This window comes from Rhodococcus sp. C1, assembly GCF_020809065.1.
GTDB classification, from domain to species: domain Bacteria; phylum Actinomycetota; class Actinomycetes; order Mycobacteriales; family Mycobacteriaceae; genus Rhodococcus_F; species Rhodococcus_F qingshengii.
In genome coordinates this window covers 4,397,459-4,417,782 of the sequence record NZ_CP078080.1, presented here as the reverse complement: position 1 = coordinate 4,417,782, position 20,324 = coordinate 4,397,459, and the positions used below count along the sequence as shown (strand labels likewise).

The window sequence follows — 20,324 nt, the reverse complement described above, 5'->3', positions numbered from 1 at the left end:
AAGATCGCAGTCGAAAAGCACTGCGGGCCATACCTTCTGTAGCTCAATTGGTGAGAGCACCCGACTGTGACTCGGGCGACGGCGGATCGTAACCGCCCAGAGGGACCAGCTCAGATACGGTTGAGGTCGGGCCTCTAGGCGCAGAGGCCGGCGGCCCTTTGCCTGCACAGTTGTCGAACGAGCCTGAGCCGGTATTCCCTGAATCGCCGGACAGCATTCCAGTCGCCGGCCATTTCCGCGTCGGCAAGTAGGTATTCGCAGTTGTCCAGTTGATCCTTCAAAGACATCATCAGAATTCACCTCCGATCACCCGAGCAAGTACCTGTCCAGGATGCGGCCGACGGGACCCCGGGGACATCGGCCGTAGTACCTGTTCAGGTACCTGCTTCGGTGCGCGGTGGAGGCTACTTCTTGACCGCAGGTGCAGGTAGTGGCATGCCTCGCTCGGCCAGAACGGCTCGGAGACGATCGGGGTAGTCGGTGATGATCCCGTCGACACCGAGGTCGATCAGGGCGTGCATGGTGGCGGGATCATCGACGGTCCACGGGATGACCTTCATGCCACGCGCATGTGCGCTCGCGATCATGTCGGCTGTCGGATAGAGGGTGAAACCGGGATCCCCGACCTTTCCGCCCTGCGGAGTTCCTTGGACGGGGGAGTAGGCGGAGGCACCAAAGGTTGCTACCGCCGCGATGCCGTCGCCACCGAAATCATCGATGTCCAGACCGCCGAGCCACGGTGACGCTCCGTCCTTGCCTACCTGGAGAAAGTCGCCGTTTGTGAGCGCAACGACGGGGACACTCGGCGCGAGTTGACGGGTGAGCATGAGCGAGCCCCAGTCGAAGCTCTGAATGGTGACGCTGTCCAACAATCCGGCTGCCCGGATCGTATCGAGGACTACAGAGACGAACTGCTCACGCGGGGCGGTCTCGTGAGGCGCTCCCGCTTCCACCTTGGTCTCGATGTTGAGCTTGATTCCGGGTGCGTTGTACGACTTCACCAGGGCAAGCACTTCTTCGAGCGTCTGCATTTTCGCTCCCGGAACATTCTGCTGTTCAGGGTATCCGGCAAGGGGGAGAGTGCCGCAGTCCATGGTCTTGATCTGCTGCAGGCTCAGCGTGTTGACGAATTTGCCGACGTACGGGAACTCCGGGTCACCCGCAGTTGCGGGCTCGGTGTCGAGGCATTTCTTGTTCGAGATCTTACGATCGTGCGTGACGACAGCGATCCCGTCCTCGGTGATCTGGGTATCGAGTTCCAGTGTGCTGACGCCCATTTCGAGGGCATTCGCGAACGCGGCCAGGCTGCTTTCCGTGTACAGGCCGAGCCCGCCGCGGTGGGCTTGGACGTCGAACGTCGAAACCGGCTGGGGTGCTGAACTACCGAACGAACCGGACCAGTCGAGACTGCCGGTTGGCGATGCGCCGGCCGGGGCCGCCAGGGCGGTGAGGGGGAGTGCGACGGTCACGGCGGCACACGACAATATTCTGCTCAGTTGCATGAAAGGAACGTAGAGGCGTCGAATGGCTCCCCGGGGTTCGTTAGGTAAACTAACGGTAAAGGTCAGGCCGCGTGAATGCGCTGCCCGACGCCGCTCGCGTGGACCTTCATCCACGACGCCAGAAGCTCACACCCGGTCAGTCCGCTCTCGTCGAGAGGTTCGATCGCGTAGCTGATGTGTCTACCGCCGCGAGGGTTCTTGAGCTGAAATCGGTTCAGGTTCAACTTCGTCGGCAGGTAACCAAGTACTTCGAGGAACGCGGTGCGAATACGTCGTAGATCGGTACGCCACTGTTTCGGACTGAAACGAGTCTTCTGCGCATTTTGGAAAGCATTGCTACGAAGTAGTTCCCAAACCTTTCCTGCCCACACGCGTGCCTGCGAGAAGGACATCCAGCGCGTCAAGTCTGCGATGTCGCGAATGTAGCTGTCGTCGCTGGCATTACAGATCATGTCCTGCGGGTGCCCGATCCACTTGACCGGAATCCACGGCTGGATCTCGGGTCCGTCGCCGGCAACTCCGTGTCCCTCACAACCTTCGATCACGCCTGCCGGTTGTTGAGGATCGGAGATCAGTCCGACTCCGATGACGTTGGCGCGGTTCAGCGTCGGAAGAGCCGAGCGGATCACGGTGCATCCCTGTGAGTATCCGATCAGCATGACCGGGCCGTCTGTCTGTGCGATTTCGGCGGTGAGGGCCTTCACACCCATCGCGGTGCTGTGCCGAAAGCTCAGGCCACCGTCGGCGACCGGACCGTACGATGCGGGATAAGCGACCCAGCGAGAATCGAATCGACTGTCGAGTTCGTCGGTGACGGCACTGAGGAGTCCGCGCACACGGGCGCCGTGGTCGCCGACGTGGGATTCGCCGGTGCCGCCAACTGCAAGAACGGTTACCTCAGCCATGTCAGCGATCATCCACGTCGATTCTGAGAGGTCTGCATCCAAACCCTGAGAAGAGACTGGCAATCCGTTGTACTGCGAAATCGTTATCGAGCGAGCACCATTTACCCATGACGACGCCGAATCGTTCATCCAGACGAAAAGTGTCCGTTGTCGGTGCGGGAAGCGTCGGCACCGCAATTGCGTATGCGTGCCTGATACGCGGATCGGCCGACGCGCTCGCCCTCTACGACACCAACAGCGCAAAGGTCCGGGCCGAAGTTCTCGATCTCAACCACGGCACCCAGTTCACACCGCCGTGCACTGTCGACGGAGGCGATGACATCTCGGTCACCGCGGGATCCGACTTGGTCGTCGTCACCGCGGGCGCCAAACAGCATCCCGGTCAGTCGCGGCTCGAACTTGCCGCGGTGAACGTCAAGATCGCGCAGACACTGACCGAACAACTGTTGGCGGTGTCACCGGACGCGGTCCTTCTCTTCGTCACCAACCCGGTCGACGTGGCGACCTACGCAGCGATCCAGGCCGCGGGACCGTCGTACCGCGGCCGAATTTTCGGATCTGGGACCGTGCTGGACACGGCCCGATTGCGATTCCTGCTGGCTACCGAACTCGGAGTCGCGGTGGAGAACGTTCATGCCTTCATCGTGGGCGAGCACGGGGATTCCGAGATTCCGCTCTGGTCGAGCGCAACCATCGGCGGAGTGCCGGCAACCTCGTTCGTGGGACCGTCGGGTGGCGTCCTCGGCCCCGACCTACGCGCGAAAGTAGCGAAGTCTGTAGTCGAGAGTGCTTACGAGATCATCGAGGGTAAGGGCGCGACCAACCTCGCCATCGGATTGTCGAGCGCATTCATCGCGGAAGTCGTGTTGCGGGACGAACAACGGGTTCTGCCGGTATCGACTTTGCAGAGCGGCGTCCACGGACTCGAGCACGTTTGCCTGTCCCTTCCCACGATGGTTGGTCGCGCTGGTGCCGGCCGAGTCCTCGAAGTACCGCTATCGGAAAAGGAGGCTTCGGGGCTCCGATCTTCTGCCCGGACATTGCGAGAGGTGCAGGAATCTCTGGGATTGTGAATATCTGTTCTCCTCGATATCCGACATATAGGATCAACAAATGATCAGCTTCCTGATTCGCGCCGCGATCTTCCTGGGTTCTGCCGCTGTCGGGCTTCTTGTTGCGTCGTTGATTCTTTCGGGCTTCTCGGCGCCCACATCCGGATTCATCGTTGCGGTCGTGATCTTTGCGATTGCGCAGTCGGTCCTGGCGCCGTTCATCGCCACGGTGGCAAAGCGCCATGCACCGGCATTTCTCGGCGGAATCGGATTGGTGTCGACATTTGTCGCGCTGTTGGTGGCGTCGCTCTTCTCCAATCTGTCGATCTCCGGTGTCTCGACGTGGATTCTGGGAACCGTCGTCGTGTGGCTGGTAACCGCCGTTGCGACGCTGGTTCTTCCGTTGTTGTTCGTGCGTAAGAAAGTTCAGGAGAAGAAGGCACAGTGACGCGCCCGAACATCGGTATGGACTACGCAGTCCTGGACTGCCCGGATCCGGCTGCATTGGCCAACTTCTACGTCCAGGTCCTCGAGTGGAAAAGTGTTCGCGACGAGGATGATTGGCACGTGATCGAAGGACCCGGCGGGGAGCGGCTCGCGTTTCAGCTCGCTCCGGATTTTGTTCCGGTGGACTGGCCGACCTCCGGTGTCGGGATCCATCTGGATCTGTTCGTGGATTCTCTCGACCCCGCCGAGGCTTGGGTGACGAACCTTGGAGCGCAGCGGGTGACCGACATTCCGGAGCATCAGACTTTCCGCGTGTACCGCGACCCGGTCGGTCACTATTTCTGCCTGTGCCTGCGGGACTGAGTGTCGACTCGCTCCGATCTCGTCGACCGTGGATAATTCCGAACACTTGTCACGCCCGAGAATTGGAGATCGACGATGGCTTCGCAGAATTCCAACGAATTCCTGGTAGAACGTACGAAGATCGTCAAGGCAGAAGCACCGGTCGTCTTCGCGTTGATCAACGATTTCCATCAGTGGACTCAGTGGTCGCCGTGGGAAGGTCTCGACCCGGCGATGCAGCGGACGTACGCGGGGCCTGACGCGGGCGTCGGGGCTTCGTACGCCTGGGCGGGAAACAAGAAGGCGGGCTCCGGTTCGATGGTGATCACCGAATCCGTCCCGAATGAACGAGTAGTTTTGGACCTGGCCTTCCTCAAGCCGTTCAAGGCGCAGAACGTCACCACGTTTCTCATCTCGCCGAATTCCGGTGAAGTTCAGGTGACGTGGAAGATGACCGGAAAGAAGAATCTGTTCTTCAAGATCTTCGGTTTCATCTTCAGCATGGACAAGCTTGTCGGAAAGGATTTCGAGAAGGGCCTGTCCCAGCTGAAAGCTGCTGCAGAAAAGAGCTGACAAGCCGGTGGTACCGTCTCCCGGTGTTACGGATGACGCCCACCGATGCCCAAACCTTCTGGATTTCGGAGAAGATCCCGAACGATCAGCTGCTGCTCTACTGTTTCGACGGGCAGAGCCAGCACATGGACGAGCTACGACGCTCGGTGGTCGAAAGAGCGTCGCTCATTCCGGATCTCAATGTTCGGATTCGTGAATCGCCGTGGCACCTCGACTATCCGGTGTGGGAGCCCATGCCGGTCGACGCCTCCTTGGTGAGAGTGCATGAGCTGCCCGAAAACTCGTGGCTCTCGTGCATTCACGGAATCGAGAAACTACTCGAGAACCACGTCGACCCGCGCGAGTCCCCGTGGACGCTGCACCTGTTTCACGGCGTCACCGGCGTGCCGCGCTGCAGTGGCCCGGCGCTGATCGCAGTTCTGCAGGTCGCTCATTCTCTGGCGGACGGCAAACGCGCGTCGGCGATTGCTCGCCAACTGTTCTCGCCGCAACCGCCCGCGAAGCAGAAGACGGACGTGCGGCGTAGCGGATCAGCCGAGATTCTGGGCCGCGCCGCCCTGCGCCTTCCGGGCCAACTCGTTTCGCTGTTCCGCGACGGCCGGGCGGGGCACCGCGCGCAGTTACAGCTGCAGGCGGACACCGAATCGGGAGTTGTTGCGCCGCAGGCGGCGAGCCGTCCGAAGGTGCGCTCGAACATCCCTCCCGGACCGCACCGACTGGTGCGCATGGTCGTGCGGGACAGCGCCGATTTCCGTGGCGACGGCGTATCCGTCACAGTCGGAGCGATGACAGCCATCTCGGTAGCGATGGCGAACTACCTCACCGAGCGAGACGGCTCGGTACCGCCCGAATTGGGAGCTGAGGTGACCATCGCCAAGGCAGGTACACCCACGGCGCGCAATCACTTCCGCAATGCAGGTGTCGGGCTGTTCCCGGAAGTCGATGATCTTCGTGAGCGAGCCCAATTGATCAGGGAGTCGATGGACGAGCGTCGCGCACGTGCGTCCCATCCATCCAGCGCAGCGTCGGATCTCGCGCTGAACGCGGTTCCCGGCCCGCTGGTCCGTTGGGGCGTGCAGCAATACGATTTCACGGCAGTACCCGACGAGGTCACTGGAAACACCGTGGTGTCGAGTGTCGCGCGCGGTGACGCGGATCTGGTGCTCGGAGGCGGCGTCGTTCGGTTCACAGCGGGCTTCCCGAGTTTGTCGCCGGTCATGTCGTTGACCCACGGCGTACACGGGATCGGGGACACTGTGACGATCAGCATCACCAGCAGTCCGGCCTCGATTCCGGACATCGATGTGTACGAGCAGATGATGCACGACGCGATCGACGAGGTGCGCGAAGCGCTGTCGTGACGGCCTGATGTACTGGCTGCATGGGATTCACGCGCGCCGAACTGGAATCGTTCCGAGACGCCGAGATCGAGGATCTGATCGGGCCGGATTGCCGGCTGTTGTTCGTCGGTATCAATCCGGGACTGTGGACGGCGGCGACCGGCGCGCATTTCGCCAGACCGGGTAATCGGTTCTATCCGGCACTGCTGCGGGCAGGCATAATCGAGCATGCGATCGATCCTTCCGCGGGTATGTCGGACGCTGACACACAGCATCTGATCGATCGGGGAGTGGGCATCACCAATTTGGCGGTGCGGGCAACTGCGCGCGCCGATGAATTGACGTCGGAGGAACTCGCAACTGGCGGAGTTCGGGTCCGAAACATCGTGCGCGCAACCAATCCAGTAGTCGTTGCCTTCGCCGGAATCACCGCCTATCGAACAGCTTTCGGTGACAAGAAGGCGAAGGCCGGGCGTCAGGACCGTGATTTCGAGGGGGCAAAACTGTGGATCGTGCCCAATCCCAGTGGTCTCAACGCACACGAGACGGTGGACACCTTGGCAGCGAAATATCGTTCCGCCGCATCCGAAGCCGGAATTCTCTGAGAGAAGTCGCAGTTCCGTTCGGCCAGAACAAGGTACAAGTTAAAGTGCTTGTATGTCTGTTCTATACAACGTCTTTGTAGTGATTCACCTACTCGGCATGGCTGCCCTGGTCGGTAGCTACTTCACCGTCCTCAAGGCTCCTTCGATCACCGAGGTCATGGTGTGGGGTGCCAGGATGCAGTTCGTGTCCGGCCTGATCATCGTCGGGTTGGGCGAAGGCGCCCTGGACAAGAACTACATTCACGCGAAGATCGCTGTGAAGCTGGTGCTTTCGCTGGTCATCGTGGCGCTTGCCGAGATCACCCGGGCGAAGCAGAAGAAGGGCCAGCCCAATCCGAATCTGGTACACGTCGTCGGCGGGTTGTCGATCGTGACCGTATTCGTGGCCGCGCTCTGGACCTGACAAAGACACAAAAGAGCCCCGGCGATCGAAACTCGCCGGGGCTCTTTGCTGTTGACGTGTCTACAGACCCGGGCGCTTGCCGATCGTCAGGGTCACTTCACCGGTGTGCGCAAAGAAGTCGTTGCCCTTGTCGTCGACGACGATGAAGGCGGGGAAGTCCTCGACGTCGATCTTCCAGACGGCTTCCATTCCCAGTTCGGCGTACTCGAGGATGTCGACCTTCTTGATGCAGTCGAGCGCCAGGCGAGCGGCCGGTCCACCGATCGACCCGAGGTAGAAACCGCCGTGCGAGTTGCAGGCGTCGGTGACCTGCTTGGAGCGGTTTCCCTTGGCCAGCATGATCATCGAGCCACCGGCGGCCTGGAACTGCTCGACGTACGAGTCCATACGGCCGGCCGTGGTCGGGCCGAACGAACCGGACGCCATGCCGTCGGGCGTCTTGGCGGGGCCGGCGTAGTACACCGGGTGATCCTTGAGGTACTGCGGCATCTCTTCGCCTGCGTCGAGGCGTTCCTTGATCTTGGCGTGCGCGATGTCGCGTGCCACGACGAGCGGACCGGTCAAGGAGAGACGAGTCTTCACCGGGTGCTTGGAGAGCTCGGCGAGGATCTCCGACATCGGCTTGGTCAGATCGATCTTGACCGCAGCGCCCTTGCCGGTACCCGAAATGCCATCCGTCTCTTCGTCGAGCTGAGCGTCCGTGACCTCGGGCAGGAAACGGCCCGGGTTGAATTCGAGCTGTTCCAGGAACACGCCCTCCGGGGTGATCTTGGCCTTCGCCTGTCGATCTGCCGAGCAGGACACCGCAATGGCGACGGGCAACGAAGCGCCGTGGCGGGGGAGTCGGACGACGCGGACGTCGTGGCAGAAGTACTTGCCGCCGAACTGTGCTCCGATACCGATCTTCTGCGTCAGCTCGAAAACCTTCTTCTCGAGCTCGTGATCGCGGAAGCCGCGACCCGTGATGGCGCCTTCGGTGGGCAATTCGTCGAGATAGTGCGCCGACGCGTACTTCGCCGTCTTCATCGCGAACTCGGCCGAAGTACCGCCGACGACGATTGCAAGGTGGTAGGGCGGGCAGGCTGCGGTGCCGAGTGAGCGGATCTTCGCCTCGAGGAACTGCATCATCGAGTCGGGATTGAGGATCGCTTTGGTTTCCTGGTACAGGTAGGACTTGTTGGCGCTTCCGCCGCCCTTGGCCATGAAGAGGAACTTGTACGAGTTCTCATGTCCGGCAGCAGTATCGGCGTACAGCTCGATCTGCGCGGGCAAGTTGTTGCCGGTGTTCTTCTCGTCCCACATCGTGATGGGGGCGTTCTGCGAGTAGCGCAGGTTCAGACGCGTGTAGGCGTCGTAGACACCGCGGGCAATGGACTTCTCGTCGTCGCCGGGGGTGAGCACATGCTGTCCACGCTTGCCCATGACGATGGCGGTTCCGGTGTCCTGGCACATCGGCAGAACGCCGGCAGCGGCGATATTGGCGTTCTTGAGCAGATCGAGCGCGACGAACTTGTCGTTGTTCGACGCTTCGGGATCGTCGAGGATGCTCGCGAGCTGCGTCAGGTGATCCGTGCGCAGGTAATGAGAGATGTCGTGCAGCGCCGTTTCGGTCAGCAAGCGCATCGCTTCTGGCTCGACCTGCAGGAAGGTGCGGCCGTCCGGTCCCTCGACTGTCGACACCCCTTCGGTGGTGAGCAATCGGTACTCGGTGGTGTCATCACCGATCGGCAACAGGTCCTCATAGAGGAAGTCGGCCATCATCTCTCCTGAACAAGGGTGCGTGCGAAGGTCGCATTCAGGTTATCGTTGGGGGTTTCCTTCTCCGAATCGGGGCGGGTGTGAGCTGGAATTATCCGGATGCCACTGGCTCGATCAAGATACTTCGACCAGTTCGGAGAGCTCGACGCCGCGAAATTCGGCAAGTATTTCGGCCTGCTCGGCCACTGCTGCGCGGGCCGATCGTGACCACGTTCCCCACGGGGTGATCGCGACCTTCAGCGTCTTTCCGGATGCTCGTGGTCGCCACAATCCGGTGATCGTGCCACCGACTACCACCGTGCCCGGTCGCCCGAGGGTCGGCCACACCGTCTTCTGGGCGGTCGGATCGGGAACCAGGGTCTCCCGATCCTTGAGCTGTACATACGGATCGAAAGGCCCGAGCAAGCGCGTATTTGAATCGGTGGGGGAGCCGAACAAGTCTTCGCGGTCCTGTTCGAGAATCCACCGCTTCTCGCCGTTCACCTCGATCTCCTCGGCATCGATTGGCCAGTGGGCTTTGACGTCCCTGACCGGAGCATCGAGAAACGACGCGACGTGAGCAGGTGTCGCGGGGCCGTAGAACCGCAGATAACCCCGGATCACGTCGAAGCGGGAATCTGCGTCTGCGCCCGTGGCGCTGAATGGGCGTCGGCGCCAACCCGGAATGCGTTCGAGCACTGGGGGAGATGTGTCCGGCTGTAGCTCGAGGCCTGCCTGGAGTGCCGCGAGCCGGAACGGCATCTCGTACAGATGAGTGGCGTTGCACGGGCGGCAGAATCTCAGATAGGGCTCGGTCACTCGGTTGGTCAACTGCGCGGACATCTCGCCCTTGACGGTTGGTTTCGAGACGATGTCCCGCATCGCAGCAGCAACTGTTTGCAGGGCAGTCAGCGTCGGGATGCCGGCGGCCTTCAGGGGCCGATTCGCGTCGTAAATGCGCTTGGCTGCATCGGCTTCGCTGAACGGCGACGTGGCGGCGGCGACGGCAGGCAGGTCGCCCCGACGGTAATAGTGGGGGGCTCCGCGCAACGTCCAGGCAAGAGCGAGCTCAGTGGCGTCGACGCGGACGCCGCGGATCCGCAGGGCCCAGGCGGCTCCGTCAGGTCCGGTGTTCTGAATCCCGAGATCGAGAATGCTGCAATCGCTGTGATCGGCGTCACCGACAACCGCTCGGTCGAGTTGATGGCGGTGCCACCGGAAATTAGCTACCTGCGTGAGTGAGGTTGCGCTAGACATGATTTCAGTTTACTGATGGGTAACCGCAGGATTTGGGGCGGTTGATCAATGCGGCGACAGAATTGGTCAAATTCGACCGATTGGCCGGAATTTTTTCAGTAGCAGACCTTATTAGTCGAAATAATGACCCCATTGTCGGAATCCTTTGCCAACTGGTCGTTCGTATGATTACTGTTACCCACGTCACGGATACATTACAGATGTGACGCAGCTGTCACAGCACTGTCGGGTGCTTTTGGCAGCTGACCTCTGACCTCTCAAGGAGATTCACATGGGTTCAATGGAAGGAATTCTCGGCGCTGTTGTTCAGGGCCTGGGATCACTGTTCAGCGCTGACGGTCTGCTCAAGACCTTCATGGGATCGGTAGAGACCATCTCCAAGGACCCCACCCCCTAATTCAGCGCGACATTGCCACGCCCGCTCCGGGTGTAGTTACTTCAATTTCGACAAACTGCAGGAGGAAACTCATGGGATCTCTCGGTGAAGCCATCGGAAGCGTCAACAACCTCGGTCAGCGTCTCGTCGACGCACTGACCACGCTCAGCGGCGGCACGGTTACGCCCAAGTAAGCGTCGTCTGACGAGAAAGGCTCACGCACTCGGTGCGTGAGCCTTTCCGTGTCGACCGGATCGAGTATTTCCGATCACGTCGGGTTTGCCTGTTTCAGGCGGTACCGTTCGAAAGGTTCCGCTGCCGAAGAGAGTGACCCGGATGATCGAGACTCGTGCGTTACGAACGGTTTTCCGTGTCTTCGTGGCGTTGGCCACGGCAGTGTGTGGGCTCCAGCTCCTCACCGCACCGGGTCACGCTCAGTCGGCGGACAGCAGGCTGGTCGACATCTCGGTGTACTCACAGTCGATGGGGCGCGACATTCCGTTGCAGGTCTTGCGGCCGGCTGATACTTCGACGCCTGCTCCGACGCTCTACCTACTCAACGGAGTAGACGGAGGAAAAGACGACGCGACGTGGTCGGTGCGGACCGACGCACCGAAGTTCTTCGCGGACAAGCACGTCAACGTGGTCACGCCTCTCGGTGGAGCATTCAGCTATTACACCGATTGGGAGCGGCCGGACCCCGGCCTCGCGAAATCCGGCAACAACAACGGGGTCAACATGTGGACCACGTTCCTGACGGAAGAACTACCGCCAGTCATTGATTCAATGTTCGCGACGACCGGCGAGAACGCACTGGCAGGCCTGTCGATGGCAGGCACGTCGGTACTGGATCTGGCTATGGCGGCGCCCGCGCTGTACAACAGTGTCGGGTCCTTCAGCGGGTGCGCGATGACGAGTCCGGGCATCGGGCAGAACTTCGTGAAACTCGTGGTTGCCGTGGGTGGGGGTGACGCGGAAAAAATGTGGGGTCCGTACGATGGTCCGGGTTGGCCGGCTCACGATCCGGTTGTCAACGCGGACAAGCTACCTCGAGTCCCTATGTACATCACAACAGCAACCGGAATTCCGGGTCCGTACGACACACTTGCCGATCCGCGGATCGACAACGACGTCACAGATTTGGCGTTGCAACTTGTTCTCGGTGGCGGAATCGAGGCGGCAACTCACTACTGCACCACCCAGCTTGCGGACAGGACGAACGCATTGGGTATGAACAACATTCGCTACAACTTCAAGCCGGCAGGAACGCATTCATGGGGATACTGGGAAGACGACTTACACGACTCGTGGCCGATGATCGCCGCGTCGCTCGGCGTGTGAGGCCCCATCGAGCAAGCCTTCGAAGCGTCGTTCTCGTCGGCGCGCTCGCCTTGATTTCACTACTTGCGTTGCCCTCGACCGCGCTCGCCGACGAGACCCCGAAGATAACGAGTGTCACCGAACTGTCTTCGCGCTTGGTTCTTCTCGACGTCGCGAGTCCCGCCATGGGGCGCACCATGCAGGTGAAAGTGCTGCTTCCTGCCGACCGCTCGGAACCGCGCGGGACGCTGTATCTCCTGGACGGCAATTCCGGGCAGATCGAAGAGAACAACTGGCTGGCTCCGGCTAACGGCGATATCGTCCCGTTCTTTGCCGACAAAAACGTGAACGTCGTACTCCCCATCGGTGGAACCGGCACCATGTACACCGATTGGCAGGAAGACCACCCGAAATTCGGTCGTCTGAAGTGGGAGACATTCCTGACGAAAGAGCTTCCCCCACTGATCGACACGAGGTTCGCCACCAACGGGCACAACGCAATCGGCGGGATCTCGATGGGTGCAGAAGCCGCGCTGATTCTGGCCCAACGCTCGGCCGGGTTGTACGACGTGGTCGCGGGCTACAGCGGCTGCTACACAACCGTCGGAGGATTCGGCAAGGCGTTGACCGATCTTGTGGTGATCAACGGAAATGCCCGTTCGGAGCAGATGTGGGGTCCGGCCGGCAGTGAGGCTTGGCAAGAGCACGACATTTTCGCCAATGCCGACAAGCTGCGCGGCACCAAGGTGTATCTCGCCTCGGGATCGGGACTACCAGGTCCGCACGAAACTCTCGATACTCCTGCCCTGGGCCGGGTATTGGTCGTCGGCGGGGTCATGGAACTGGGATCGAACCTGTGCACCGACCAGATCACTCAGGTGTTGCGTGATCGCGGAGTCGATGTCACCCGCAGCGCTCAACCGGTGGGGACGCACGGTTGGCCGTACTGGCGCGACGAACTCGTTCGCTCCTGGCCGATGTTTGACTCTGCGTTGTCGGCTTGAGTAATTCCTTGCGATGAGTTTCCGGTTCGGGCCGGGTCTATAACCCTGTACACCTGTTTCGTAACCTCTCCGACAAGGACAGAACATGCCTTCCATCACTCCCTGTTTGTGGTTCGACAACCAAGCAGAAGAAGCAGCCAACTTCTACATCTCGGTGTTCGGTTCCGGGCAGATCCTGGGAATCGAAAGATACGTCGAGGGATCGCCTTCCGGAATGCCGGCGGGATCGGTGATGACCGTCAGCTTCGAGCTCGACGGTCAGCGATTCACCGGATTGAACGGCGGACCGATGTTCACGTTCTCGGAAGCAGTGTCTTTCGAGATTCCGTGCGTCGATCAGGCTGAGGTCGATCATTACTGGTCCAGGCTGACCGAGGGTGGCGAAGAGGGCCCGTGCGGATGGGCCAAGGACAAGTTCGGATTGTCCTGGCAGGTAGTCCCGAATCGCCTTCTCGAACTGATGAAGGATCCGGATCGGGCCAAGGCGCAACGCGCCACGGACGCGATGATGAAGATGAAGAAGATCGATATCGCGGAGCTCGAACGGGCCGCAGACGCGTCCTGAACACGATCTGGCCGATGGGCGACAGCCTTCGTTAGCTGATGCTAGCCTTCCCTAATTCTCGCTGGAGCGTTGGAGGAGTGCTGGTAACCATGCGAATCAAAGTCTCTCGAATGAAGATTGCAGTCACCGCCTTGGCCGCCTCGCTCGCCGTCGCCGGACTTGCCGGCTGCAGCAGCGACAGCGCTGACGCACCCGCGGAGGCGGGAGCAACCGTCTCGACCATGTTCGGCGACGTCGAGGTCCCGGCCAACCCGGAGCGCGTCGTCGCGCTCGGTTGGTCGGATGCCGAGACGGCACTCGCTCTGGGCACTCAACCAGTGGGCGTCGCGGACTGGATGGCGTTCGGCGGCAAGGGCGTTGGACCGTGGATTGCGGACGAGTTCGCCACCGACCCGAAGATCCTCGGAACGATGGACTTGAGCGTCGAAGACGTCATCGCGCTCGAACCGGACCTCATTCTGTGGACGCGAAGCGACAACACGCAGGCCACCTACGACAAGCTCAGTGCCATCGCACCGACGGTCGGGCCGCCGCCGGGTCTCGCCACGGCCTACGGGACGACGGTCGAGCAGCAGACCGAACTCGTCGCCAAGGCACTCGGCAAAGAATCGGAAGGCAAGGCGCTACTCGACGGCCTCGACGCCAAGTTCGAGGCCGCGATTGCCGCCAATCCGAACTTCGCGGGCAAGACCGCGGCGGTCGGCGCCTACAGTTCCGACGGCTACGGCGCCTACGTACCCGGCGACGCACGCGCAGACTTCATGACCCGCCTCGGCTTCACGATCCCGACGGCGATCACCGAAAAAGCCACCGGAAACTTCTACATCCCGGTCGCCAACGAGAACCTGAACCTGTTCGACGCGGATCTCACGGTGCTGTTTCCGATCTTCCTCGACAGCAGTGCGTTTGCGAACGATCCGCTACTGCGCGCAATCCCGTCGGCTCAGGAGGGACATCTGTTGATCCTCGATGACCCGGCACTCGTCAATGCGTTCTCGAGTGGCTCGGTACCGGGGTTGACCTACGCAATCGACAACGCCGTTCCGAAGTTTGCGAGCACGCTCGGCGCCTGATCAGAGCTGTTTCGGGACCTGCCCGTCACTGTGAGCGTGTTCGCAAACAGTGGCGGGCAGTTCTCGTGCGCCGGTACACTGGACAAAGTGAACTTTCAGCTAACGAGCGGCGGCCCAGTGGAGATCGGTCCATTGGAGATCGAAGCGACCGCTCCTCGTTTTCCGCGGATGCATGCATACGTGGATATCGCTGTTGTGATCGTGGTGCTGGTGGGAACCAATCTGATCGCGCATTTCACCACCGCCTGGGCAAGCATCGCGACGGTACCCATCTCTGCTCTCGTCCTGTTGGCGCTCACCAAGCGCCGGGGAATGGGGTGGGCGGAATTGGGGCTGTCCCCTCGTGACCTGCGGCGAGGTTCGAAGTACGCGCTTGCTGCCGTCGGCCTGGTCCTGACGGTTGTCGCCGTCGGCGCTCTGCTTCCGCTCACACGTCCTTTCTTCATGGCGGATCGCTACGCCACTATTTCCGGCGCGATCGTCGCGTCGATGATCGTGATCCCGCTGCAGACCGTCATTCCCGAAGAGTTGGCTTTCCGTGGCGTCCTGCACGGCACGTTGAACCGGGTCAGTGGATTCCGCGGCGTCGCCGCTGCCGGTTCTCTGATGTTCGGACTGTGGCACATCGCGTCGTCGATGGGTTTGACCAGCGGTAACGAAGGGCTGTCCGGCTTTCTCGGTACCGGAGTCGTCGGCCAGGTCGCCGGCATCCTCGGAGCCGTTCTCGCCACCGCTGCGGCCGGTCTCGTATTCACCTGGCTTCGTCATCGCAGCGGCAGCCTCATTGCGCCGATTGCTCTGCATTGGTCGTTGAACGGTGCCGGTGCGCTGGCTGCGGCTCTTGTTTGGCATGCAACTCTTGCTTGATCCCGATATCTGACAAAAAGGACAGCATTCGCCGCGCGACGCCGGGTAGTTTTGTGCTTTGCTCAGTAAGTGACGCACCTTCATCGAGGCCATGTCTTCCACATCTCCGGTCGTCCGACGGTAGAGGATGCGGCGCAGTCGCTCGTCTCGATCCCCGACGGCGTCTTGGCGATCGACGATGCCGGAACGATCGTCTACTGCGGAGAATTCGGATCACTCCCGAGCGGTCTCGAAGGCGCTGAAACCCACGACCACCGACCGGGTTTCCTGCTGCCCGGATTCGTCGATGCACACATTCATTTCCCGCAGACCTACGCCGGCGACGCATACGGCGGCGGCCAACTCCTCGAGTGGCTCGACCTGTGCGTCTTTCCCTCCGAATCGAGATTCGCTGATCCGGAGTTTGCCCAGCACGCTGCCGAGGCCTTCTGCGCTCGCCGAATCGCCACGGGAACCACGGCCGCGATGGTGTTCGGATCGGCCTTCCCGCACGCGCAGGACGCCCTGTTCTCGGAAACTCTGAAACGCGGCCTTCGGGTGGTCAGCGGACGTGGGATTCAGACCACCGGCCCGGCCTCCGCCGCCGCGCTGATCACCTCGGAAGAGGACGCGATCAGACTCACCCGCGAGGAGATCGACAAGTGGCACGCGGCCGACACCGGCGACGTGAACACTGCGCTCGTTCACGTCGCAGTGGTTCCCCGCTTTTCTCTCGCGGTGACAACACGGACGCTGAAGGATTTGGGGGAGTTGTACGACTCCGTCCGTGACCGGGGCGTCTACTTCCACAGTCATCTCAACGAGAACAATCGGCCCGGAACCGGCGAGGTGGCGACCACACTCGCCGAGTACGAGGTCGAGACCTATCTCGACACGTACGACGGCAAGTTCCTCCCCGGCTCACAGGTCGGCGGAAAGAGCTTCCTGGGTCCACGCGCGATACTCGCGCACTCGGTGCACTGCCAGGACTCCGAACTCGCACGAATGGCCGAGACCGGAACCTCGATCGCACATTGCCCTACTTCCCAGCAGTTTCTCGGCTCCGGCACCATGCCGTGGAAACGAACCGTTGCGTCAGGGGTCAACATCGCGATCGGATCGGACTTCGGTGGCGGCGACGAGTGCCTGCTCACCCGAGTCCTCGGCGACGCCTTCAAGGTTCACATCTCCGAAGCCGGCGACGACGGAGTGTCGATGCACCCTGCCGAACTGCTGTTCACCGGAACACTCGCCGGTGCTCGCGCGCTGGACATGGAGAACCGGATCGGCAACTTCGACGAGGGCAAAGAGGCCGACTTCCTGGTGATCGATCCGTCCGGGTGGCCGCCGCTCGCCGGGCTCGTCAACTACGGAACGCGTTCGGATGATCCGATACTCGCCCGCGACCAGACGCTCTTCGGGCTCCTGATGGCGATGCGCGAGCCCGCGATTGCGCACGTGTACGTGCAAGGGCGCCGGATATCGGGCTGACGTGTCCGCAACTGCCATCACCGGGTACCACCGAACGAGTTCGGGATTCCGGGCGTGGGTCGAGCGTGCGGCCGAGACCGCCGGTCGATTCGACGGCTACCTGAGCTGTGGCATCAGTGATCAACCGGAACCGGTGTCGCACGGCGTGTCCGTCACTTTCGACAGTGCCGACGATCTTCATCGTTGGCTGGAGTCGACTGATCGCCGCGATCTCGAAAGATCAGCTGCTGCAACGGGAATTCTGGCGCAGACGAGTGATCTCGTTCTGATCGACGGCGTGCTGCCGCCGCCCGGTATCGGTGTGTACGACCACGCCGTCGTCGTGGGTAAGGAGAACGAGTTTCTGCGAACGCAACGACACCTCATCGATCTCAGTTCGCGATTCTCCGGCTACGAGTCGGTGATGTTGTTGCGGTCGGTCACCGACTCCACCCAGTGGAAGTCCGTCCTTCGGTTTCGGACAGAGCAGCAGTTGGCGGTGTGGATGGCGTCGCCCGAGAGGGCCGCAGCACTACCGAAACTGCGGGCCGAGTTGGCCGAGGACTTCACCGAGACCACGCGGTCGACACCGTTCGGCACCATTCTGCGCACGGAGAACGGGCAGACTCGCGCGACGCCGAATTGGAAGACGGCGATGATCATCCTGCTCGTCCTCTATCCGACGGTGATGACGCTGTCGAGGTTTCTCGGGCCGCTGCTCGACGGGATCGGAGCGCCGCCGTGGCTGTCGATGTGGTTGAGCCAGATAGTCAGCGTCGGCGCCATGACGTGGTTCCTGATGCCGACGGTCACCAGGTGGTTCCGCCACTGGCTCGACCCGGTCGACGGCGCCGTTCCCCGCACCAACTGGCGCGGTGGCGCAGCGGTAATTGCGGTGTACGCAGTGACTCTGACGCTCTTTGCGTCGGTGAAGTGGCTGCAGTTCTGGGACTACTTCGACTGAATCCGGCCTCGGCGGAAGTAGGTGAGTGGCCCGAAGAAGTTGACGAAGATGATCGCCGCCCACTTCTTCTTGCTGCCGTTGACCGTATTGGCAGGGCGTCGCGCCAGGTCTGTCCACGCGGCGATCGCCAACAGGGACTGAATCGTTGCGAGCACGGCGACGACGCGGCGTTGCGCGGGTGACAGCTCACTCCAGGACTTCTTCTTTATGAGGTTCATGAACTCCACTGTGCCCTCGAACGTCCAATCGGTGTCGAGATCCGGTTGTTATCGGTGCCGGGAGTTCCTCAAATCAGTGTGAATAGCGTCACCATGACGACCGATAGGTACGGTCTCGCGGACCGTCGGGACGGTCGTGTTCGGCGTAAAGATCTCGCTAACTGAAGTTATGGCTGAAAAATTGCGCACACGCTCAGGATGCAATGTGCCCTGGATGGGGAGATTTGGCATCGATTCGCAAGTAAGAGACTTTGACGGCGAATCTCTCAGGGTGGGGAAGTCGAGCCCTCTGTTCTTGCCGCACCGGTACAGCGGTGATGCTGCACGATAACTGCTCTCGGCAACCATGTTCGAATTTTGTCAGGAATGCGCAATATGGTGACAAATTGTTCACCGTGACTGGTTGTTACCTGTGGATATCAGGTCAGTCGAGCGGGCCTGAAATGTAACGTCCCGGACACATTCGGTGTCGTAAAAGTAACGGAAGGGCTCTAGTGTTAGCCCCGGCAGCCAGCCAGTGGCCCGCCATCACGGACAGTTCATCACTGACAGGAGCAATATCAATGCCTACTATCGGTTTCGGCGACATCTCAGACTTCCTCGGCGCTTTCGCTGACCTCTTCGGATTCCTCGACTTCATCTCCGGAAGCGTTGAAGGCCTGTCGGCAGAGTAAGTCCCGCAGAGCAAGAAGTGCCCCCGAGCCTGTGGCGCGGGGGCACTTCTCTGTTTCGTCGAGCTGCGCGGTGGAGTGGGCACCGAGCCCATTTGTCGCAAATGTGGCTCATGTTGGCCAAGTGCATGGCGGGGATGATGTGACTGTGGTGGAATGCGAGCGAAAGAAGATAGCTTGCCTGCCCGCCACTTCGAGCGGGACACGCCGATGATCGGAGCTTTGTGCACGTCTCGCGAAGAAACCTCTTCAAGTACGCAGCGGCTGGATCGGCGGCTGCCGGACTCGCTGCATTGAGCGGTACGACGTCGGTGGCCAATGCCGGTTCGCTCGGGACCCTGCTCGATTACGCCGCCGGTGTGCCGTCCGCTCAGGCAATCAAGGCCGCCGGGTATGCGGGCGCCATTCGATACGTCTCGGACAGGCGCCCGGGCGCCGATTGGATGGTCGGCAAGCCCGTACTGGCGCGGGAAACCGACGCGTTGACCGCGGCCGGACTTCAAGTCGTTTCTTGCTATCAATTCGGCAAGGGCGGAACGGCGGACTGGCGCGGGGCCCGCGAAGCGGGCAAGCGTCATGCTGCCCGTGGCCTCGAACTACATGCGGCGGCTGGTGGGCCGTCCGGTCGGCCGATCTACGCGTCGATCGACGACAACCCGACCAGTACTGAAATCACTACGCTGATCGCGCCGTACCTCGAGGGGTGGGCCTCGGTTGTCGGCAACGGAGCGCTCGGCGTCTACGGAAACACTCGCGTGATCGACGCAATGATCAGTGCCGGCGTCGGAACCTGGTTCTGGCAGCACAACTGGGGCTCGCCCGCAGGGTATGTGCACCCGCGGGCAAACCTGCATCAGTTCGAGATCGACAAGCGCAAGGTCGACGGCGTCGGCGTGGATCTGAACTCGATCCTCACTCGGGACTACGGGCAGTGGTCGTTGGCCGGTGCGGTCGGTCCGGCCCAGCCGGTCGGATCCTCGTTGCCGACAGGATCTATCGCACCATAGCGCCGAATTTGGCGAGCCAGGCCTTGGCGTCGTCGGGGAGGGTGCCCGCCGCTTCCGCGGCGAGGCACCATGATTTTGCCATCGACAGGAAGTTCATCGGGTTGTAGGCGTCTTCTTCGCGAGACCACAGTCCGTTGCCGGCGTAGTGCAGGATCGTGATGTTGGCGGCTCCGTGCTTGGATCCGTCACCCGGATCCTCCATCGGGTTGTCGATCTCGCACACGATCCATCCGCGCTGCTCGTCGACCACGAACCAGTTGGCCGGGAATTCGGTCATGCGGTGCCCCGGGAACTCCGTCATCGTGCGAGTGACCCACTTGCGTACGGCCTCTCGGCCATTGAGGGTGCCGAAAGCGTGTTCCACGTAGACGACGTCCTCGGTGAACATGTCCGCGAAGGCGTTCCAATCGTCGGAACGAGTGCACTCGACAACGGTGTTCTGGTAACCCGCGAAGGCGTCTTCGAGTTCGGTGCGTGTCCAGGTCATGAAAGGCTCCTCGGGTAGTCGTCGCCTCAAATTAGAACACGTTGCAGAATTGATTGTCGGCGATTCGATGGAGAAGAGTTCTGCGGTACCGTCGTTGTCGGGTCGGGGACCCGTTATGTGAGAGGGCACCACGTGGATATCATCATCAATTTCATCTACA

Annotated in this window: 22 protein-coding genes and 1 tRNA gene; 17 read left to right on the top strand and 6 right to left on the bottom strand. The window is 61.3% G+C overall.

Translation table 11 applies throughout. The features are described 5' to 3' along the window. Window positions 1–32: 32 nt before the first annotated feature. Window positions 33–108: transfer RNA gene (locus KTR60_RS20125), tRNA-His, on the top strand. Between the two features lie 296 nt (window positions 109–404). On the opposite strand, the gene KTR60_RS20120 is transcribed toward KTR60_RS20125, so the two are convergent. Beyond that, window positions 405–1,502: a glycerophosphodiester phosphodiesterase family protein gene (locus KTR60_RS20120; RefSeq protein WP_172827019.1), complete on the bottom strand. Its 1,098-nt coding sequence runs from the start codon at window positions 1,500–1,502 to the stop codon at window positions 405–407. A gap of 62 nt (window positions 1,503–1,564) precedes the next feature. Continuing rightward, window positions 1,565–2,407 (bottom strand): PE-PPE domain-containing protein, encoded by an 843-nt coding sequence (locus tag KTR60_RS20115; protein ID WP_039972676.1) that lies wholly within the window; start codon window positions 2,405–2,407, stop codon window positions 1,565–1,567. Window positions 2,408–2,514: 107 nt separating this feature from the next. On the opposite strand from KTR60_RS20115, the gene KTR60_RS20110 reads away from it, so the two are divergent. From KTR60_RS20110 to KTR60_RS20080, 7 genes are all read left to right on the top strand, one after another. Continuing rightward, window positions 2,515–3,480 carry an L-lactate dehydrogenase gene (locus tag KTR60_RS20110; protein WP_039972672.1) on the top strand — a complete coding sequence of 322 codons (966 nt, stop codon included), beginning with the start codon at window positions 2,515–2,517 and terminating at the stop codon, window positions 3,478–3,480. A 40-nt stretch (window positions 3,481–3,520) separates the two neighbouring features. Then, entirely contained in the window at window positions 3,521–3,907 is a 387-nt protein-coding gene (locus tag KTR60_RS20105; RefSeq protein ID WP_003945275.1) for a phage holin family protein, read from the top strand. Continuing rightward, on the top strand, window positions 3,904–4,269 hold the full coding sequence (locus KTR60_RS20100; RefSeq protein ID WP_007726323.1) for a VOC family protein: 366 nt from the start codon (window positions 3,904–3,906) through the stop codon (window positions 4,267–4,269). Before KTR60_RS20105 ends, KTR60_RS20100 begins: the two co-directional genes overlap by 4 nt. A gap of 75 nt (window positions 4,270–4,344) precedes the next feature. Next, the gene (locus KTR60_RS20095) at window positions 4,345–4,821 is read left to right on the top strand and encodes an SRPBCC family protein (protein WP_030536240.1); all 477 of its coding nucleotides are present in this window, start codon (window positions 4,345–4,347) and stop codon (window positions 4,819–4,821) included. A gap of 32 nt (window positions 4,822–4,853) precedes the next feature. Continuing rightward, entirely contained in the window at window positions 4,854–6,182 is a 1,329-nt protein-coding gene (locus tag KTR60_RS20090) for a WS/DGAT domain-containing protein (RefSeq protein WP_030536239.1), read from the top strand. 20 nt (window positions 6,183–6,202) lie between these two features. Next, window positions 6,203–6,766 carry a mismatch-specific DNA-glycosylase gene (locus KTR60_RS20085; protein ID WP_003945221.1) on the top strand — a complete coding sequence of 188 codons (564 nt, stop codon included), beginning with the start codon at window positions 6,203–6,205 and terminating at the stop codon, window positions 6,764–6,766. Between the two features lie 52 nt (window positions 6,767–6,818). After that, window positions 6,819–7,169 (top strand): hypothetical protein, encoded by a 351-nt coding sequence (locus KTR60_RS20080; RefSeq protein ID WP_003945214.1) that lies wholly within the window; start codon window positions 6,819–6,821, stop codon window positions 7,167–7,169. Between the two features lie 60 nt (window positions 7,170–7,229). Here KTR60_RS20080 and KTR60_RS20075 read toward each other — a convergent pair whose 3' ends face one another. Beyond that, a complete protein-coding gene (locus KTR60_RS20075) occupies window positions 7,230–8,927 on the bottom strand; it encodes a fumarate hydratase (RefSeq protein WP_007726313.1) in 1,698 nt (565 codons plus the stop codon). A 114-nt stretch (window positions 8,928–9,041) separates the two neighbouring features. Further along, a complete protein-coding gene (locus KTR60_RS20070) occupies window positions 9,042–10,163 on the bottom strand; it encodes a winged helix DNA-binding domain-containing protein (RefSeq protein WP_007726312.1) in 1,122 nt (373 codons plus the stop codon). A gap of 271 nt (window positions 10,164–10,434) precedes the next feature. Between KTR60_RS20070 and KTR60_RS29220 the strand changes: the two genes are divergently transcribed. The 8 genes from KTR60_RS29220 (at window position 10,435) to KTR60_RS20035 (ending at window position 17,781) form a co-directional block, all read left to right on the top strand. Continuing rightward, window positions 10,435–10,560, top strand: coding sequence for a hypothetical protein (locus KTR60_RS29220; RefSeq protein WP_019744544.1), 126 nt, complete (start codon window positions 10,435–10,437; stop codon window positions 10,558–10,560). A 315-nt stretch (window positions 10,561–10,875) separates the two neighbouring features. Beyond that, entirely contained in the window at window positions 10,876–11,880 is a 1,005-nt protein-coding gene (locus tag KTR60_RS20065) for an alpha/beta hydrolase (protein ID WP_228401191.1), read from the top strand. Next, window positions 11,877–12,863, top strand: coding sequence for an alpha/beta hydrolase (locus KTR60_RS20060; protein ID WP_228401190.1), 987 nt, complete (start codon window positions 11,877–11,879; stop codon window positions 12,861–12,863). Before KTR60_RS20065 ends, KTR60_RS20060 begins: the two co-directional genes overlap by 4 nt. An 85-nt stretch (window positions 12,864–12,948) precedes the next feature. Further along, window positions 12,949–13,428 carry a VOC family protein gene (locus tag KTR60_RS20055; protein ID WP_003945229.1) on the top strand — a complete coding sequence of 160 codons (480 nt, stop codon included), beginning with the start codon at window positions 12,949–12,951 and terminating at the stop codon, window positions 13,426–13,428. Between the two features lie 110 nt (window positions 13,429–13,538). Next, window positions 13,539–14,501, top strand: a complete 963-nt coding sequence (locus KTR60_RS20050) for an iron-siderophore ABC transporter substrate-binding protein (RefSeq protein WP_228401189.1) — start codon at window positions 13,539–13,541, stop codon at window positions 14,499–14,501. A 168-nt stretch (window positions 14,502–14,669) separates the two neighbouring features. Next, window positions 14,670–15,368, top strand: coding sequence for a CPBP family intramembrane glutamic endopeptidase (locus KTR60_RS20045; RefSeq protein WP_051720844.1), 699 nt, complete (start codon window positions 14,670–14,672; stop codon window positions 15,366–15,368). 69 nt (window positions 15,369–15,437) lie between these two features. Next, on the top strand, window positions 15,438–16,838 hold the full coding sequence (locus KTR60_RS20040) for an amidohydrolase family protein (protein ID WP_030536234.1): 1,401 nt from the start codon (window positions 15,438–15,440) through the stop codon (window positions 16,836–16,838). A 1-nt stretch (window position 16,839) separates the two neighbouring features. Then, the gene (locus tag KTR60_RS20035) at window positions 16,840–17,781 is read left to right on the top strand and encodes an antibiotic biosynthesis monooxygenase (RefSeq protein ID WP_030536233.1); all 942 of its coding nucleotides are present in this window, start codon (window positions 16,840–16,842) and stop codon (window positions 17,779–17,781) included. On the opposite strand, the gene KTR60_RS20030 is transcribed toward KTR60_RS20035, so the two are convergent. Then, the gene (locus tag KTR60_RS20030; protein WP_030536232.1) at window positions 17,769–17,999 is read right to left on the bottom strand and encodes a PLDc N-terminal domain-containing protein; all 231 of its coding nucleotides are present in this window, start codon (window positions 17,997–17,999) and stop codon (window positions 17,769–17,771) included. The two genes, KTR60_RS20035 and KTR60_RS20030, sit on opposite strands and share 13 nt — an antisense overlap. A gap of 895 nt (window positions 18,000–18,894) precedes the next feature. Here KTR60_RS20030 and KTR60_RS20025 point away from each other — a divergent pair. Continuing rightward, the gene (locus tag KTR60_RS20025) at window positions 18,895–19,677 is read left to right on the top strand and encodes a DUF1906 domain-containing protein (protein WP_042920828.1); all 783 of its coding nucleotides are present in this window, start codon (window positions 18,895–18,897) and stop codon (window positions 19,675–19,677) included. Here KTR60_RS20025 and KTR60_RS20020 read toward each other — a convergent pair. Then, complete coding sequence (locus tag KTR60_RS20020; RefSeq protein ID WP_228401188.1) at window positions 19,664–20,164, bottom strand: nuclear transport factor 2 family protein; 501 nt, start codon at window positions 20,162–20,164, stop codon at window positions 19,664–19,666. The two genes, KTR60_RS20025 and KTR60_RS20020, sit on opposite strands and share 14 nt — an antisense overlap. Window positions 20,165–20,324: the final 160 nt, after the last annotated feature.